The sequence below is a fragment of the Vibrio sp. HDW18 genome, from assembly GCF_011306175.1.
In the GTDB taxonomy this organism is placed as follows: Bacteria; Pseudomonadota; Gammaproteobacteria; order Enterobacterales; family Vibrionaceae; genus Vibrio; species Vibrio chanodichtyis.
Genome location: NZ_CP049914.1, coordinates 463,091 through 479,265, shown reverse-complemented (window position 1 = coordinate 479,265; position 16,175 = coordinate 463,091). Strand labels below are relative to the sequence as shown.

Below are 16,175 nucleotides of genomic sequence, written 5' to 3'. Positions count from 1 at the left end.
GTTTTTGTGTTTAATGAACATGGGTAGGCAATGTTATCAGATAAGTAACCGCAGATTGGATCACCGCCGCACTCTAGCCTAATGATTGAGTTACAAAAAAATACCATCAACGAATGGCGAGAATCATTAAGCACTTCTAAGCTTGATCAGGTAACAGGCAGCACAAAACCACTCGGTTTTCCTGCTCGCGTTGCAGCATAACATTAATATTTAATTCAAGTTTGGAGGGAAACCTAATGAGCTTACTTAAAGAGTTCAAAGCGTTTGCATCGCGTGGCAATGTGATCGATATGGCGGTGGGTATCATCATCGGTGCTGCATTTGGCAAAATCGTCTCATCGTTTGTGGCCGATATTATTATGCCGCCAATTGGAATCTTGTTGGGTGGGGTGAATTTTGGTGACCTTAGCTTGGTATTGCTCGCAGCCCAAGGCGATGCGCCTGCAGTCGTCATCGGCTACGGTAAATTTATTCAAACCGTGGTCGATTTTACCATCATTGCCTTTGCGATTTTTATGGGTTTAAAAGCGGTCAATAGTTTGAAACGTAAGGAAGAAGAGGCACCGAAAGCCGAGCCAGCGCCGACCCCGGATCAGCAATTGCTGTCAGAAATCCGAGATCTGCTAAAAGCGCAGCAAGATAAATAAACTCGATTTTTCACCGGTAGGACCAGCAACAAATTCGATTATTTCTGCGGCTTGCTTAATTTATCCCACTCGCCGACTTGCAAAAATAGCGTGGACGTTGATCGTCAACGCTATTTTTATTGCTCATTAAATATCAGTCTGATCTTGCCGCGTACTAACCACGCGCCTTACCTAACATCTTAAAAATGCGCTAAAAACACGTGCTGCAATTGATCAAAATCAGCAATCCTTTACAATCCCTCTCACACGCAGATTTGGCTGCACAATCCCCTTTACAAGCCATATTTTATCGTTATGATCTGCGCGCAAACGTTTGCCTCACCACAATAACCACTTCCGATGAGGGTTTTATGCTGCCAGATATTGAAATTTGCCGCGCAACACAACTAGCACCAATCGATAGCATCGCCAACCAAGCCGGTTTATTGGCCGAAGAATACCAAAGCCACGGTCGATATAAAGCCAAAGTATCACTGCGCTGCCTACAACGATTAGCCAACCAACCGCAAGGCAAACTGATTTTGGTCACCGCAATTACCCCTACCCCACTGGGTGAAGGCAAAACCGTCACCACGATTGGCTTGGCCCAAGGGCTAGCGAAGCTTAATCATTCGGTGATGACCTGTATTCGCCAGCCGTCGATGGGCCCTATTTTTGGCGTCAAAGGCGGCGCGGCGGGCGGTGGTTATTCGCAGGTTGCCCCAATGGAAGAGCTCAATTTACATTTAACCGGCGATATTCATGCGGTAACGGCGGCGCACAACCTGGCCGCCGCCGCACTTGATGCACGAATTTACCACGAGCAGCGCCTCGGTTATCAAGATTTTGAGCAGCGCACTGGCATGCAAGCGCTGCGTATCGACCCACAACGGGTGGTGTGGAAACGAGTGATGGATCATAACGATCGAGCTCTACGCATGGTCACTGTCGGACGTAACGAAACCGGCAAAACCATTAACGGATTTGAGCGTGAAGATGGTTTTGATATTTCTGCCGCATCAGAATTAATGGCGATTCTGGCTCTTGCCTCCGATCTGCGCGATTTGCGCCGTCGGATCGGCAACGTGGTACTGGCTTATGATCTCGATAATCAACCTGTCACCACAGAAGATTTACAAGTGGCAGGCGCGATGGCCGTCAGCATGAAAGAAGCGATTGAACCGACTTTGATGCAAACTTTAGAAGGGATACCAACCCTGATCCACGCCGGCCCGTTTGCCAATATTGCCCATGGCAACTCATCGATTATTGCTGATGAAATCGCCACTCGCTTGGCGGATTATACCGTCACCGAAGGTGGTTTTGGCTCAGATATGGGCTTTGAAAAAGCTTGTAATATTAAGGCGAAAGCTTCAGGTAAACATCCAGATTGCGCAGTGATTGTCGCTACCCTGCGCGGGCTGAAAGCCAACTCTGGCCTGTACGATTTACGTCCCGGTCAAGCGCTGCCAGATTCACTATTCCGCCCAGATAGCGCGGCATTACAGGCCGGCTTTGCCAACCTTAAATGGCATATTGATAACGTCAGTCAATATGGAGTTCCAGCTGTGGTGGCCATCAACCGCTTCCCACAAGATTGCGCGCAAGAGTTGCAACAGTTAGAACAATGGATTGCCGCGCTACCCAATCATGTCTCAGTGGCGATTTCCGAAGGATTTGCTCTCGGCGGCGAAGGTACTCGATTGCTAGCCGAAAAAGTGGTTGAACAGTGCCAAACAGCAATGTCATTTACTCCGTTGTATGATGCCGCGATGCCATTGGATGAAAAACTCAAAGCTGTGGCCATTAAAGGCTATGGTGCGGCCAATATTGCTCTTAGCGAGAAGGCCGCGCAGCAATTGGTGCAACTGCAAGCACAAGGATTTGGTGAGCTTGCCGTCTGCTTAGCCAAAACTCCACTATCTATCTCAACTGATCCACAGATCAAAGGTGCACCTCGCGATTTTATTGTGCCGATCCGTGAACTGCGCTTATGCGCAGGGGCAGAATTTATCTACGCATTGTGTGGCAATGTCATGACCATGCCCGGATTGCCAGAAAAGCCCGCCTTTATGGCGCTGGATCTCGATCAGAATGGCAATATTGTCGGTTTAAGTTGAAATCCACCAGCACATCTATTATTCACAGCCAAGCTGTGTATATGCCATGCCCTTATAGGGCATGGCCGCTTGAAAGAGGAGATATCAAATAACGCCTATTACCCTGCACTATGCTGATCATATTTTTGCTCCCAAGCCGTCAAGCGTTGTGCTTGCGGGTTGACATCAAAATTGTATTGTTTGCACCTGATTGGTGCGCTTAATTTCCCCTCATAAAGCAACTGAGACAAATTCATTTGTCCCGCTAGCTCCTACATTCAGCAATGCCCCATATATCCAATTGTTTTTACTGGTTTATTTTTTTTACCTATTTACGTCATTGATATGGAACAGTTTTCGCAAATAAATGCTTTAGGTCGATCCCGTAATCCAAATTTGCAATGTTCAGACCTAAGTACAACTGAACCAAGAATAATACTGTAGAGAGGCATCATGAGTTCACGCTACCGATACCAGTTAGGCAGTCAGATTTATCAGTTTGCTAGCCTAAAAGAAGTGATGGCAAAAGCATCGCCACTGCGTTCTGGCGATCAACTTGCAGGTGTCGCGGCAACATCGGCGGAAGAGCGAGTGATCGCACAAATGCTACTTGCTGAACTGCCGCTGAAAACCTTCCTGAATGAAGCGTTGATCCCTTATGAACAAGATGAAATTACCCGCTTAATTATTGATGAACATAACACCAGTGCATTTCTGGAAATTGCCCACCTCACTGTCGGCGACTTTCGTAACTGGCTTTTACAAGAGACCACCACACATATCGAACTGACAAGGGTTTGCGCCGGTATCACGCCGGAAATGGCCGCTGCGGTCAGCAAAATCATGCGCAATCAGGATTTGATCCTCGTAGCGAAAAAGTGTCAAGTCACCACTGCATTTCGCAATACCATCGGCTTACCGGGACGCTTATCGACACGCCTGCAACCGAATCACCCAACCGATGATATGAGTGGGATTGCGGCATCGATTTTTGATGGTTTGATGTATGGCAACGGCGATGCGGTGATTGGGATCAACCCTGCGACCGACAGCGTAAGTCAGGCAATAAAACTTATGAAATTAATGGATGACGTGATTCAGTACTACGAAATCCCGACCCAATCGTGCGTACTAACTCATGTCACTAACACAATAGAGGCGATCGAAAAAGGCGCTCCGGTCGATCTGGTATTCCAATCGATTGGTGGTACTGAAGCCACTAACCAAGGGTTTGGGATCAACTTGAATGTGATTGCGGAAGCCTATGATGCAGCGCTGAGCCTTAAACGAGGCACAGTCGGTAACAATGTGATGTATTTTGAAACCGGCCAAGGCAGCGCGCTCTCGGCCAACGGTCATCACCATGTTGATCAACAAACTTGTGAAGTCCGCGCCTATGCGTTAGCTCGTAAATTCAAACCACTATTAGTCAATACCGTGGTCGGTTTTATTGGCCCTGAATACCTGTTTGATGGCAAACAAATTACTCGTGCTGGGCTTGAGGATCATTTCTGTGGCAAATTACTCGGACTGCCGATGGGCTGTGACATCTGCTATACCAATCACGCTTATGCTGACCAAAATGACATGGATAACCTGTTGACTCTACTCGGTGTCGCTGAGTGTTCTTTTATTATGGGCATTCCAGGTTCTGACGACATCATGCTCAACTACCAGACCACCTCATTTCATGATGCACTTTATGCACGACGAGTACTAGGTTCTCGACCCGCTCCGGAATTTGAAGCTTGGCTAGAAAAAATGCAGATCGTCAGTCAGGATGCCGACAAGCAACTTGCTGACCAATTATCACCTCACTTTAGCCAACCGTTACGATTGATCCAGGAGGCCGTATGAGTGTGATCCCTATTTCGGCGCTCATTCACCAAGATCCGTGGCACAAACTGCGCCAGTTTACTCAAGCGCGGATTGGGATCGGCCGCGTTGGTACCAGTATTCCAACCGAAGAATTGCTGCGCTTTCAGCTTTCTCATGCCCAGGCGATAGATGCGGTACATGTACCGTTGGATGAGCAACAGTTGCTTGCACAACTGGCAGAAAAAACAGCGCTGAGCCCTTATCTTCCTGCATTTTCATTGCATAGTCAGGCCAATGATCGACTCACTTATCTACAGCGACCTGATCTAGGCCGCCAGCTCTGCCAATCATCGATTGAGCAGTTAAAAACACACAGTGATGCCACACTGGCGCCTTATGACTTGGCGATCGTCATCGCAGATGGCCTCTCGTCTTATGCCATTAGTCATCATGCTGCACCCTTTATTGACGCATTAATCATGCAACTTAACCTAGATCAACAACATGAGTGGGATATCGCGCCATTGAGCATTGTGCATCAGGGCCGAGTTGCCGTCGGTGATGATGTAGGTGAAGCGATAAATGCTCGTGAAGTCTTGGTATTGATTGGTGAGCGTCCGGGCTTAAGTTCACCGGACAGTTTAGGGCTGTATTTGACTTGGCATCCGCTACGCGGCACCGAAGATTCATTACGTAACTGCATCTCCAATGTTCGTCCTCAAGGCCTGCCTTATCAAGCGGCGGCGATGAAATGTTTGTAAGCGCCTATTTAAACCCACCTACCAATAACTCAGCATTCTAGGCATAGTGATTTCGCAACCAAGGAGTCATACCAATCAAAGAAAAAATATGATCTAATTGAGGGCATTCAACGATAGAACTTATTCACTATGGACAGCCTCGATAATATCGACTTTAAAAAGCTCGCAAGCCAGCAGAAATCTATTCAGATGAAAATGAGACTGCTGGCCCTCGACCATTTCAAAGATGGGCACTCTCGCACCCAAATCGCCAAGTTTCTTAAGGTCAGCCGAACCAGTGTTAATCGGTGGGTTCACACTTTTCTTGAGGAAGGATTAGAAGGCCTCAAGGAAAAACCAAGAACGGGACGACCACCATTCTTAACATCCAAGCAAAGAGAGCAATTGAGCCAATACATCAAAGATAAAGCCAATGATACACTAGGCGGACGACTCACTGGGGCCGACATCCACGCTTATATCGTGAAAGAATTTGGCCAGCACTACCACCCTGATTCTATCTATTACCTGCTCGAGCACATGGGGTTCTCTTGGGTAACTTCTCGCTCCAAACATCCTCGTCAATCCCAGCAAATCCAAGACGATTTTAAAAAAATTTAAAATTGAAACGATCCTGAAGATCCCAGGACATATCGCTTTAGAACGGGTTGATGTCTGGTTTCAGGATGAAGCCAGATTTGGGCAACAAAACACCACCACACGGTTATGGGCAGAAAAAGGAACACGTCCCAGAGCCGTGAAGCAACAACAATTTGAATATGCGTATCTGTTTGGTTCTGTCTGTCCCGCTAGAGGCATTGGCGAGGCGATGGTCGTTCCTTGGGTTAACAAGGACCTTATGGTTGAGCATCTTAGGCAGATCTCCGCGGTGACCGAAAAAGGTCGTCACGCAGTGGTCATTATGGATGGTGCAAGCTGGCACACAGAAGATATTGCCAATGAATTTCAGAACCTCAGTGTCATCAAACTCCCGCCCTATTCCCCTGAGTTGAATCCAATAGAACAAGTATGGAGTTGGTTAAGACAACACTATCTAGCCAACCAGTCTTTTACGGATTACGAAGACATTGTCTCCAAAGTATGTCGGGCTTGGAATAGTTTTTTGGAATGCTCGGCCAGAGTCAGACAGATGTGTTCGAGAAGGTGGACAGAGCTGACCAGTTAATTTTCCAGATTGGTATCACTATGAACCAATCGAACAAAACTCAGTTTTGGGCAGAAATCATTGAGCAACAGAGCCAAACTGAGTTATCCATTGTCGCGTTTTGCAAGGCAAACCAACTGACGGTAAATACCTTTTACTACTGGCGCAAAAAGCTTTACGGGGGCGAACAGCAACAAGTGGTGCATCCTGTCCTGATAGAAGATAGCCCGAAAAGCATGGGGGAACGCCAGTCGGTTATGCTTTCACTACCAACAGGAATGACCGTTGAATTTCCCGCTAACATGCCAGCACACCAAATCCAAAACTGGTTACAGGCTCTGACGTGTTAACACCGAACTTGGGTATTTACCTGGTCTCGGGCATAACTGACATGCGCAAGTCTATTGATGGCTTGTCATTGATTGTGGCTGATGTGTTGGAAATGGATCCGTTCAGTGAAGCCTGGTTTATCTTCTGCAACCGCGGCCGAGACAAAATTAAGATCTTGTTCTGGGATACTAATGGTTTTTGGCTTTATTACCGCCGACTGGAGAAAGGTCGTTTTAAATGGCCTAAACCCAATGCATCTGGTCATATCGCTATCTCCAGACAGCAACTTCAATGGTTACTCTCTGGGCTTAATCTGGAACACCCAAAAGCTCACCAGCCCTTATATGGCATTGAAGTGTGAGCCAATACCATGATCGTGATAAAGGGCTTGAACGATCCTTTTACCCTGTCAGACTAACGGCATAATCCTGACCAAGAGCAGCCTGACTGATGAATCACCTTCCTGACGACGTAGAACAACTGAAAGCGATGCTGTTAGCGCTTCAGGAAGAAAACAAAGCGAAGGACAAGCAACTACAGGCCCAGCAAGAAGAAATGGCTGAGCTTAAAACACGGGTGGAACTTCTGCTTGAGCAACTCAACCTCAGTAAATCCAAACGGTTCTCTTCCCAGAGTGAAAAGGTGGTTAAAGGTACCTTCAATGAAGCCGAGCAGCAAAATGCACTGCACAAACCTGAGCCAGCTCATCATAAAAAAGGACGTAAACCGCTACCTGAAGAGCTGGAGCGAGAAGTTCAGGTTCACACTGCGAATGTTGTGGGCACGAATTACATAAATGTGGGGTAGAAACCTCTGAAGAGCTGAAGATCATCCCTCAGAAAATCAGTGTGATCCGCCATGAACGAACCAAATATGCCTGCCGTCAGTGTGAACATACCGAAACCAGCAGCAAGATCGTCACAGCCCCCAAACCCGCTAGCATGATCCCGAAAAGTATCGGTTGTCCAGAAACCTTCGCCGCCATCGTTACTGCCAAATACGTTGATGCGCTACCGCTGTACCGTCAGGTTGATATTCTTAAGCGAGGCGACATCGATATTAGCCGAGGTACGCTGGCCAACTGGTGTGTTCAGCTAGGGAACAAAGTTGACGTCATTATCGACCAGATGAAAGCCCGCTTGTTATCTGAAAGCTTAATCTGCGCAGACGAAACCACGGTACAGGTACTGTCAGAGCCAGGGAAAACAGCGCAAAGCAAGTCCTATATGTGGGTCTATCGCAGTGGCGAGTTCCATAAGTTACCAGTGGTTATCTATGATTATCAGCCAGGGCGCGGGGCAAACTGTCTCAACACCTTCCTTGGTGATTACTCTGGTTATCTGTTGTCGGATGGGTATCCTGCATATGACACTCTTAAAAATGTCACGCAAGCGGGTTGCATGGCTCATGCAAGACGTAAGTTTACCGATGCACAAAAAGCTCAACCGACCAAGAAAGTTGGCCGTGTAGAAAAAGCGCTAAACTATATCGGTAAGCTTTACGGTATAGAACGGGAGATTAGAGCACTAAGTCCAGAAAATCGGCGACAGATAAGGCAACAAAAAGCCAAGCCTATACTCGATGAGTTCCATAAATGGTTGGTCGGGGTCAAGGAAACACAACTACCGAAAGGCAAGCTCGGGATCGCCATCAACTATGCGATAAACCAGTGGCCAAAACTTCTTACGTATCTTGAAGACGGTAATATCAGCATCGATAATAACGTGACTGAGAGAGATGTACGTCCGTTTACCACGGGGCGCAAAAATTGGATGTTCTCAACTTCAGTAGACGGAGCAAAGGCCAGTGCAAACCTCTATAGTCTGGTCATGACTTGCCGTGCAAACGACATCAATCCCTACTTCTACTTCGTGCACCTGTTCAGAGAGTTACCGAAGCGTTCACCAAGCGATGATTTAACTGATCTTATGCCATGGAATGTAGGAATCAGCTAGGCTGAATACAGTCTCACTGGTTAACTAGGCGCTTACTTCAAAACGATTACCCGGTGGAATTCTTAAGTCTGATTCAGCTTGAGCTGCATCTAAGATTTCCAGCTTCCGAAATAGAGCATTCTCTATGCTACTTGGAATTAAACGATGTCGTTTATCATCCTCGTAAAACTGCTCTAACCACTTATCTTTAAATTCTAATGCCATTACAACTTGCACTGTCTCATTGTGCATCCATAGACAAAGACTAACGCATAATGACACTGTGCACAAGTTTGATTTTTAGGAAGGATTTCAGAAAAGTACATAACGCCCGCCTAAGGGGCTGGCAACGCATAACAACCAAACTCAAACGCAACAACTGCAACCACCGCGGCTCATTGGGACTGGAAACGCCGCGCGTTGACAGTCCCTCTTGAGGCGTTTGTTAGCCGATTTTCAGATCCAGTTTGAAATTACGGATGATTTTCTCATCCAAACAGCTTCGCAAAAACTTATTCATCGCTGTCATATCATTGGAGCTGTAAAAATCGAGCATCAGCGTATTAAACTCTTGTTGGCGCTTTGCTTGAACATTGATGATCGGAAAACCATTAGCTAAAAGGATCCCATTCATCATAAAACGGCCAGTACGCTTATTGACGTCCCAAAAAAATTGGGCTCGAGCCATTTGTAAAAATGCAGTGATCGCCTGATCGTAAATATCAGCCTCATTGCCTACTTGTTGCTCAACCTCAATCCACTTTGCATCCAACTCATCCGGAGCTGGAGGTTCATACTCAGAGCCCGTTATAGAAACATAACCCGAACGGAATTTTCCCCACTCCAATGCCTCTTCTTGCCCGGCGATGTTGTGAATTTTTAAGGCTATTTCTTTAGTAAATTTAAACTCCCCACGATCGACTAAAGCAAAGATAAATTCCCATGCTTTAGCTTGGTTCATGGCCATGTTTTGATCACTGATTCGATGACCACCGACAGTGATCCCATCAAGGATGGTTTGTACCTCAGGCAAAGTCATTGCAACACCTTCAAGGTTTACCGCATCATAAACAAGAGCAGGCACATCTCTTTTAGCAAGCTGCTTAGCCAAAGCTATATTTGGCTTCATATGCCAAGTGTTATCTGAAAATGCTGTCATAGCGATATTCTTCAATTCAAGTAAAACTAGGCCAAGTATACACTTGTGAGCAGACAAGGTGGTAGAAGTCGGCTAACGCCCGCCTAAGGGGCTGGCAACGCAACCGCTAAACCCAAACACAACAACCGAAACCACCGCGGCTCAATGGGACTGGAAACGCCACGCGTTGACAGTCCCTCTTGAGGCGTTTGTTATGTACGTGGTTGAGATTATCCCCAGAAACAGCCATAAGCATCGTCTTGTAATATCTCAAAGAAAACCTCTAGAAATTTCACTTCAGGGATCGGTTCGTATGCATGCCATTTTAAATCTGATTTCATCCAGTAAATTTTCCATTCGTTCCGCGATTTGTAGTATTTGACTCTCGCTACTGGATGCTCAAGTTTTTCTGATGGGTCATCCCATCTGGGACGAATTTCGAAAATTTCGATTGCCTGCCCATCTAGACGATAGCCAATATCAAGTTGATCTCGAATTTCTACTGGTGGTCGGCAATTTTCGAGATACTTTTCCACTGCCTTTTCGTAACGCTTTTGTTCAATTTCTGAGAATGCCATATCTATTACCCCAAGAATTCAAATCCGAAGTTTACGACCAGCTCCATCTGCTGACTAGGATATTTTCAGAAAAAGTACATAACGCCCGGTTAAGGGGCAGCCAACGCTACTACCAACTTACCGCATAACACTGTAATCACAAAAACCAACGCATAGCAAAAATGCAACGCGTTGGCTGTCCCTCTTGAACCGTTTGTTATGTGCACATATACTTTGTCTAACTATGTAATACATTGTATACACAAAGGTGCTATTTATGAGAACAGAAATGCTAAGCACGCGCATTGACCACGACACGAAAATTGCGTTCACAAACGTCTGTGATGAGATGGGTCTAAGTACATCACAGGCCATAAAGTTATTTGCAAAAGCGGTTATTAATCATGGTGGAATCCCTTTTGAGCTGCGAGTTCCACAGCCTAATGAGGTTACTGCATCTGCAATTCAAGAGCTTGTTGAAGGAAAAGGACATAAAGCTGAAACCGTCGAAGCTATGCTGAATGAGCTTACTGAAGACAAAGTTCAGCATGTATAAACTCGAATACTCAACACAATTTAAGAAAGATTTCAAAAAGATAACTAAGATGCCGATTTCAGACATCATTGAAGTCGGCAATGTTATTTCTAAGCTGCAACGCGGCGAAAAGCTTGAACCCAAGAATGTTGACCATCCGTTAACTGGAAATTGGGTTGGATTTCGAGACTGCCACATTAAACCCGACCTAGTGTTAATCTATCGAGTTTTTAACGATCAACTACAACTAGCGCGCATTGGTTCACATAGTGATTTATTCTAATGAGTCAATTGGGCACATAACGCCCGATTAAGCAGTGAGCAACGCCTAAACCAACTCAACGCATTACAACGTAAACACTCATGTTCAAGCATGACACTAATGCTATGCGTTGCGAATCTGTCTTGAATCGATTGTTAGGTCACGACCAAATTCGTACAAGGTCTCTCGTTAATTATTGATTATCAAATGGAATTGAAGAAAAAGACAAAAATCGAAGCCGAAGTATTTGTCATAGCTCTACCTTGAGGTCTTGCGGGCGTCACTCTTCAATCGTGCCCCCGATTAAGGTGCGCACGAAAGCGCCTCAAGGGTATCATAGAAATGACCAATATTCGTCCTTTTTGCCTTATTTCCTCTATATCTTATTTGCTCTTCAATACTCACTCGACACCATCTTACATTGCTCATGTGATCCCGTCGTGACCTAACGCCCGCCTAAGGGGCAGGCAACGCATGCCACTAAACTCAAACACAAGAACTGCAACCACCGCGGCTCATTGGGACTGGAAACGCCACGCGTTGACAGTCCCTCTTGAGGCGTTTGTTAGTTTGCGTGCCAAAGTGACACAAGGATTGCTTGTTGAATACTTTAACGCCATAATGCCCATGTGACAGTTTGACACAACAGGAGATAAAACCATGGCAACGACTTTGCCTCGCATCACCGCTAGAGTTGATGTCGATACTCAAGATTTACTCACTAAGGCTGCTGCTCTTGCTGGCATGTCTAGTATTAACTCATTTGTTTTGAATGCGGCAATCGAAAAAGCAAAACAAGTCATTGAACGTGAGCAAGCTCTAAAGCTTAGCCAAGCTGATGCCGTATTGCTGATGGAAGCTCTTGATAATCCAGCGGTAGCAAATGCAAAGCTCAAATTGGCATCCGAACGTTATGAGAGCAAAACTCAATGATGAATACGGTACTTCTCGATAAAGATAAGCACGATAGGAACCGTTTCAATTGTGGCATTGAAGCCCTAAACAATTACTTAAAAGTAATGGCGAGTCAGCAAGCCAAAAAAGACAACACCAGAACCTTCGTTTTGGAAGATGACAATAACAGTACTTATATCATTGGCTTTTACACTCTGACTATGACACCTATTGATTTGAAAGCCCTGCCCGACAAGTTACAAAAGAAGCACCAATCTTCAACCTCTGGAGGACTCATTGCTCGTTTAGCTGTCGACGATAGATACAAAGGAAAATGTTTTGGTGAGTGGCTACTCATTGACGCTCTCAGAAAGCTACTCGCAGCCAGTGACAGCGTAGCGTTCCCTGTTGTGATCGTTGATGCCAAAGATGGTGCAAAACATTTCTATGAGCGCTATGGGTTTCAAGCGTTTCAAGATGCTGAAAACAAACTCTTCATCACCATTGCTGATATCAGAGCAAGCTTAGGCTAGTTATCCACTACCTTTAGCAAACTAACGCCCGCCTAAGGGGCTGGCAACGCATACCACTAAACTCAATCACAACAACTGTAACCACCGTGTCAACGATCACCGAAAACTGATCCACTTTTAGCTTAAAAACGATCAATCAAAATTGATCCACCCTTTTACTCAGGTATTGCTCCTGAACGTCGTTTATCTTTCAATCGATAACTATCACCACTCAACTGCAAAACATAGGAGTGGTGAAGTAGTCGATCTAACATCGCAGCCGTCAATGTCGCATCATCGGCAAATGCGCTAGGCCACTGGCCAAACGATAAATTACTGGTCAAAATAATACTGCCATACTCATAGCGCTTAGCGATCACATTAAAAAATAGGTTCGCTTCTTCCCGTCCAAACGGCAGGTAACCGATTTCATCAATGATCAATAACCTTGGGGCCATCACAGAACGAGAGAGGTATTGCTTCAGCTTGTTTTGCCGCTTAGCGGTCGATAGTTGCAGCATCAAATCAGCGGCAGTGATAAAGCGCGTTTTCTTTTTAGCTTGTACGGTTTTGAGCCCCAACCCGATGGCTAAATGCGTTTTACCGACACCACTTGGCCCGAGCAACACTACGTTTTCATTACGCTCAATGAAGGTCAGCGCACTTAACTCTTGTATCTGCTGTTTCGGAACGCCGGTGGCGAACTTAAAATCAAACGTACTTAACTCTTTATGAGCGGGAAAACCGGCCATACGATTGAAAAGCTGTCGAGTGCGTTCGTCTCGTTGTTGTTGCTCGCTTGCCAATAAAGCGCGTAGAAATTCACCATAACTCTTTTCCTGAGCAATACATTGCTCCGCCAACGATGGCCAAGAGGCAGCAACAGAGCCGAGTTTCAGTGAGTCACAGAGGTGGCCGATTTGTTCATGCAGTAGCATGGCCACCTCCTAACAGCGCTTCGTAAACCTTCATAGGATGTTGTAGATTGATGGACTCTAACGGCGGAACAATACGGATATCTAGGGCTGACTTGTGTTGACTTGCACCCTGTACCAACCTTGGCAAAGGAAGTAACTGTTTCACTTCTTCTCGCAAGCGCTCAGCAGGGACAGCTAACGTGGTGCCATGAATGCGTTGATTCGCCACACGTTGTAACCATGGGCCGACTTTTGCGTTGGCTATTGGTACATCCAGTTCGAGATTTTGCGCGCGCAATTCGGCGCGAAGTGGCACAACGAAGCTGTTTTTTAGGTAATGGTTAAAACGCTCAACTTTCCATTTAGTCTTGGCTCGATAGGGTTTACAAGCAACCAGCTTGAAGCCGTAGTCTTTCGACATCTGTAGCATCTCGTCATGCAACTTATGCTCGCCTTGTGCATAAGCATCTAGCTCAATGATGAGTGCTTTAGCGTTGTCACACAACACCTGCTCCGGTACGCCACCGAAATACTCAAACGCTTCTTTTAAACCTTGTTGCCATGCATGCGCACGCTCGTTATCAAAAAATTTTACGAAAGTGGCGCGCGAATAACCTAAGGTTGCGACAAAGGCTTTGAGCGGCCGTTTACCGCGCCGAATGGTGGTAAAGTCGATTTGCATTTGCTGCCCTGGCAGGGTTTCAAAACGGACAACCGGCTCAGGAGTGGAACAAAGCTTAAACTGACAGACAAAGCGACGGAGCTGAGCAATACCGCCTTGATAACCACGTTGAACCACCTCATCAAATAAGACCGTAGCAGGTATCCAATCGGGTTTGGCCTGCTCAATTCGTTGAACGAGATAGGGCTTAAAGGGCTCTAGTTTTGTCACGGGTTGTACTCGTTGCGCGTAAGCGGGCATCTGATGCTGCTGCAAATGATGCTTTACGGTGTTACGAGAAATACCTAATTGACGGGCAATTTTCCGGATGCTTTGGCCCTGTGCAAAGCGAACATGAATGTCCACAAATATCTCCTTGGTTAACATAAATCACCCGTACAAAAAATAAACGGATGATACCAAGTGGATCAGTTTTCGATGATCGTTAGTGGATCAGTTTTGCATGATCGGTGACACGTTTACCACGGGGCGCAAAAATTGGATGTTCTCAACTTCAGTAGACGGAGCAAAGGCCAGTGCAAACCTCTATAGTCTGGTCATGACTTGCCGTGCAAACGACATCAATCCCTACTTCTACTTCGTGCACCTGTTCAGAGAGTTACCGAAGCGTTCACCAAGCGATGATTTAACTGATCTTATGCCATGGAATGTAGGAATCAGCTAGGCTGAATACAGTCTCACTGGTTAACTAGGCGCTTACAAATGTTTCTATCTGCTGGCGGAATCCCGCCACCTTAAACTCACGGGGGTAGCGCTAAAAGATCGGTCTGATGACATGATCCTTGAACACAAGCAAACTAAATTTTTTTCTTTAACTTCAACGTCATAACATAAGGATATTAGTATGACCACATCAAACGACTATCTGGCACAACGTCAGCTCAAACGCGGCGCAGCAGGTTGGATCTTGCTCGCCGGATTGGGAATTTCGTACGTCATATCCGGTGATTTTGCCGGTTGGAACTTTGGTATTGCTCAAGCTGGCTGGGGCGGTTTCGTTATCGCCGCGGTATTAATGGGTATTATGTATTTAGCGCTAGTGCTGTCATTAGCCGAAATGTCGGCAGCCATTCCAGCGGCTGGTGGGGGCTACAGCTTTGCTCGTCAGGCGATGGGGCCAATGGGGGGATTTCTCACTGGGTTGGCCGTGCTTATCGAATACTCGTTAGCTCCAGCCGCCATCGTCATTTTTATTGGTTCAGCGGTAAATGAACTCACGGGATTTGATGGCCCAATCGTGTATGCGCTGTTCTACCTTGCTTTTGTTGGTATACACATTTTTGGTGTCGGCGAAGCACTAAAAGTCATGATGGTGATAAGCGGTCTGGCGGTATTAGCCATTCTTGCCACCGGCATCGCACTTGTCCCTGAGTTCAATAGCGCTAATCTGTTTGATATTGAACCCATCAGCGGTGGTGATTTGATGATGCCAATGGGACTTTACGGCGTTTGGGCCGCATTACCTTTTGCGATGTGGCTATTCCTTGCTGTAGAAGGCGTACCGCTGGCCGCTGAAGAAGCCAAAGATCCAAAGAAAGATGTTCCTAAAGGTATCATCGCCGCTATGTTGTTCCTGTTGTTTACTGCGGTATTGGTTGTGGTACTACTCAGTGGTGCCGTCGGTGCTAAAGTCATTGGCAGTAGCGCGGTGCCTTTAGTGGATGCGTTGAATATTGCAGGTCATTCACAGTTGGCGACATTCGTCAATGTGCTGGGATTCCTATTTACTCTGATCCTGTTTGCGGTGGGTATGCTGTATTACTTCATGATTGGTCAGCATCGCTTAATTGCGAAAAGCGCTGAAGAAGAATTTGCTCTGTTATATCAGGCACAAGTAGAACTGGAAGCGGCATAAATTGATGCAATAAGCCGCAAACATGTGTTCAGCACAACCAAAAAAGCACCTGTTCATAGGTGCTTTTTTACGGTTATTTCTAAACAAAATAATCAGTTACAAAATAAGCGG

16 protein-coding genes and 3 pseudogenes are annotated in these 16,175 nt (G+C 46.1%); 14 read left to right on the top strand and 5 right to left on the bottom strand.

Features of this window, described 5'->3' with window-relative positions:
* Positions 1-236 precede the first annotated feature (236 nt).
* The 8 genes and pseudogenes from mscL to G7083_RS13880 all read left to right on the top strand — a co-directional run bounded on the left by mscL (position 237) and on the right by G7083_RS13880 (position 8,733).
* Positions 237-647 (top strand): large-conductance mechanosensitive channel protein MscL, encoded by a 411-nt coding sequence (gene mscL / locus G7083_RS13920; RefSeq protein ID WP_166015414.1) that lies wholly within the window; start codon positions 237-239, stop codon positions 645-647.
* Positions 648-997: 350 nt separating this feature from the next.
* The gene (locus tag G7083_RS13915; protein WP_166015413.1) at positions 998-2,746 is read left to right on the top strand and encodes a formate--tetrahydrofolate ligase; all 1,749 of its coding nucleotides are present in this window, start codon (positions 998-1,000) and stop codon (positions 2,744-2,746) included.
* A 432-nt stretch (positions 2,747-3,178) separates the two neighbouring features.
* A complete protein-coding gene (locus tag G7083_RS13910; protein ID WP_166015412.1) occupies positions 3,179-4,582 on the top strand; it encodes an ethanolamine ammonia-lyase subunit EutB in 1,404 nt (467 codons plus the stop codon).
* A complete protein-coding gene (eutC, locus tag G7083_RS13905) occupies positions 4,579-5,304 on the top strand; it encodes an ethanolamine ammonia-lyase subunit EutC (protein ID WP_166015411.1) in 726 nt (241 codons plus the stop codon). Before G7083_RS13910 ends, eutC begins: the two co-directional genes overlap by 4 nt.
* A gap of 129 nt (positions 5,305-5,433) precedes the next feature.
* A protein-coding gene (locus G7083_RS15225; RefSeq protein WP_240911888.1) for an IS630 family transposase occupies positions 5,434-6,469 on the top strand; the annotation gives its coding sequence in 2 pieces (ribosomal slippage) (positions 5,434-5,892 and positions 5,894-6,469; 1,035 coding nt in all).
* A gap of 20 nt (positions 6,470-6,489) precedes the next feature.
* Positions 6,490-6,798, top strand: coding sequence for an IS66 family insertion sequence element accessory protein TnpB (locus G7083_RS13890; RefSeq protein WP_166015410.1), 309 nt, complete (start codon positions 6,490-6,492; stop codon positions 6,796-6,798).
* 41 nt (positions 6,799-6,839) lie between these two features.
* Entirely contained in the window at positions 6,840-7,139 is a 300-nt protein-coding gene (gene tnpB, locus G7083_RS13885; RefSeq protein WP_166013939.1) for an IS66 family insertion sequence element accessory protein TnpB, read from the top strand.
* 89 nt (positions 7,140-7,228) lie between these two features.
* Positions 7,229-8,733, top strand: a pseudogene (locus G7083_RS13880) (IS66 family transposase).
* Positions 8,734-8,769: 36 nt separating this feature from the next.
* On the opposite strand, the pseudogene G7083_RS13875 reads toward G7083_RS13880, so the two are convergent.
* The 3 genes and pseudogenes from G7083_RS13875 to G7083_RS13865 form a co-directional block, all read right to left on the bottom strand.
* Positions 8,770-8,937, bottom strand: a pseudogene (locus tag G7083_RS13875) (type II toxin-antitoxin system RelE/ParE family toxin); the annotation flags it as partial.
* A gap of 220 nt (positions 8,938-9,157) precedes the next feature.
* On the bottom strand, positions 9,158-9,871 hold the full coding sequence (locus G7083_RS13870; RefSeq protein ID WP_000123659.1) for a Fic family protein: 714 nt from the start codon (positions 9,869-9,871) through the stop codon (positions 9,158-9,160).
* A gap of 209 nt (positions 9,872-10,080) precedes the next feature.
* Positions 10,081-10,428, bottom strand: coding sequence for a DUF3024 domain-containing protein (locus G7083_RS13865; protein WP_000885699.1), 348 nt, complete (start codon positions 10,426-10,428; stop codon positions 10,081-10,083).
* A 256-nt stretch (positions 10,429-10,684) separates the two neighbouring features.
* On the opposite strand from G7083_RS13865, the gene G7083_RS13855 reads away from it, so the two are divergent.
* From G7083_RS13855 to G7083_RS13840, 4 genes are all read left to right on the top strand, one after another.
* A complete protein-coding gene (locus G7083_RS13855) occupies positions 10,685-10,963 on the top strand; it encodes a type II toxin-antitoxin system RelB/DinJ family antitoxin (RefSeq protein WP_166015409.1) in 279 nt (92 codons plus the stop codon).
* On the top strand, positions 10,956-11,225 hold the full coding sequence (locus G7083_RS13850; RefSeq protein WP_000277238.1) for a type II toxin-antitoxin system YafQ family toxin: 270 nt from the start codon (positions 10,956-10,958) through the stop codon (positions 11,223-11,225). Before G7083_RS13855 ends, G7083_RS13850 begins: the two co-directional genes overlap by 8 nt.
* A 639-nt stretch (positions 11,226-11,864) precedes the next feature.
* A complete protein-coding gene (locus G7083_RS13845) occupies positions 11,865-12,137 on the top strand; it encodes a DUF1778 domain-containing protein (protein ID WP_000246254.1) in 273 nt (90 codons plus the stop codon).
* Positions 12,134-12,631, top strand: coding sequence for a GNAT family N-acetyltransferase (locus G7083_RS13840; RefSeq protein ID WP_166015408.1), 498 nt, complete (start codon positions 12,134-12,136; stop codon positions 12,629-12,631). The genes G7083_RS13845 and G7083_RS13840 overlap by 4 nt, the downstream gene beginning before the upstream one ends.
* Before the next feature lie 155 nt (positions 12,632-12,786).
* Here G7083_RS13840 and istB read toward each other — a convergent pair whose 3' ends face one another.
* Positions 12,787-13,548 carry an IS21-like element helper ATPase IstB gene (gene istB, locus G7083_RS13835; RefSeq protein WP_166013941.1) on the bottom strand — a complete coding sequence of 254 codons (762 nt, stop codon included), beginning with the start codon at positions 13,546-13,548 and terminating at the stop codon, positions 12,787-12,789.
* Positions 13,535-14,575 (bottom strand): IS21 family transposase, encoded by a 1,041-nt coding sequence (istA, locus tag G7083_RS13830; RefSeq protein ID WP_166013940.1) that lies wholly within the window; start codon positions 14,573-14,575, stop codon positions 13,535-13,537. The genes istB and istA overlap by 14 nt, the downstream gene beginning before the upstream one ends.
* Before the next feature lie 91 nt (positions 14,576-14,666).
* Between istA and G7083_RS13825 the strand changes: the two are divergent.
* A pseudogene (locus G7083_RS13825) lies at positions 14,667-14,873 on the top strand (transposase domain-containing protein); the annotation flags it as partial.
* 180 nt (positions 14,874-15,053) lie between these two features.
* Positions 15,054-16,064 carry an amino acid permease gene (locus tag G7083_RS13820; protein WP_166015407.1) on the top strand — a complete coding sequence of 337 codons (1,011 nt, stop codon included), beginning with the start codon at positions 15,054-15,056 and terminating at the stop codon, positions 16,062-16,064.
* Positions 16,065-16,175: the final 111 nt, after the last annotated feature.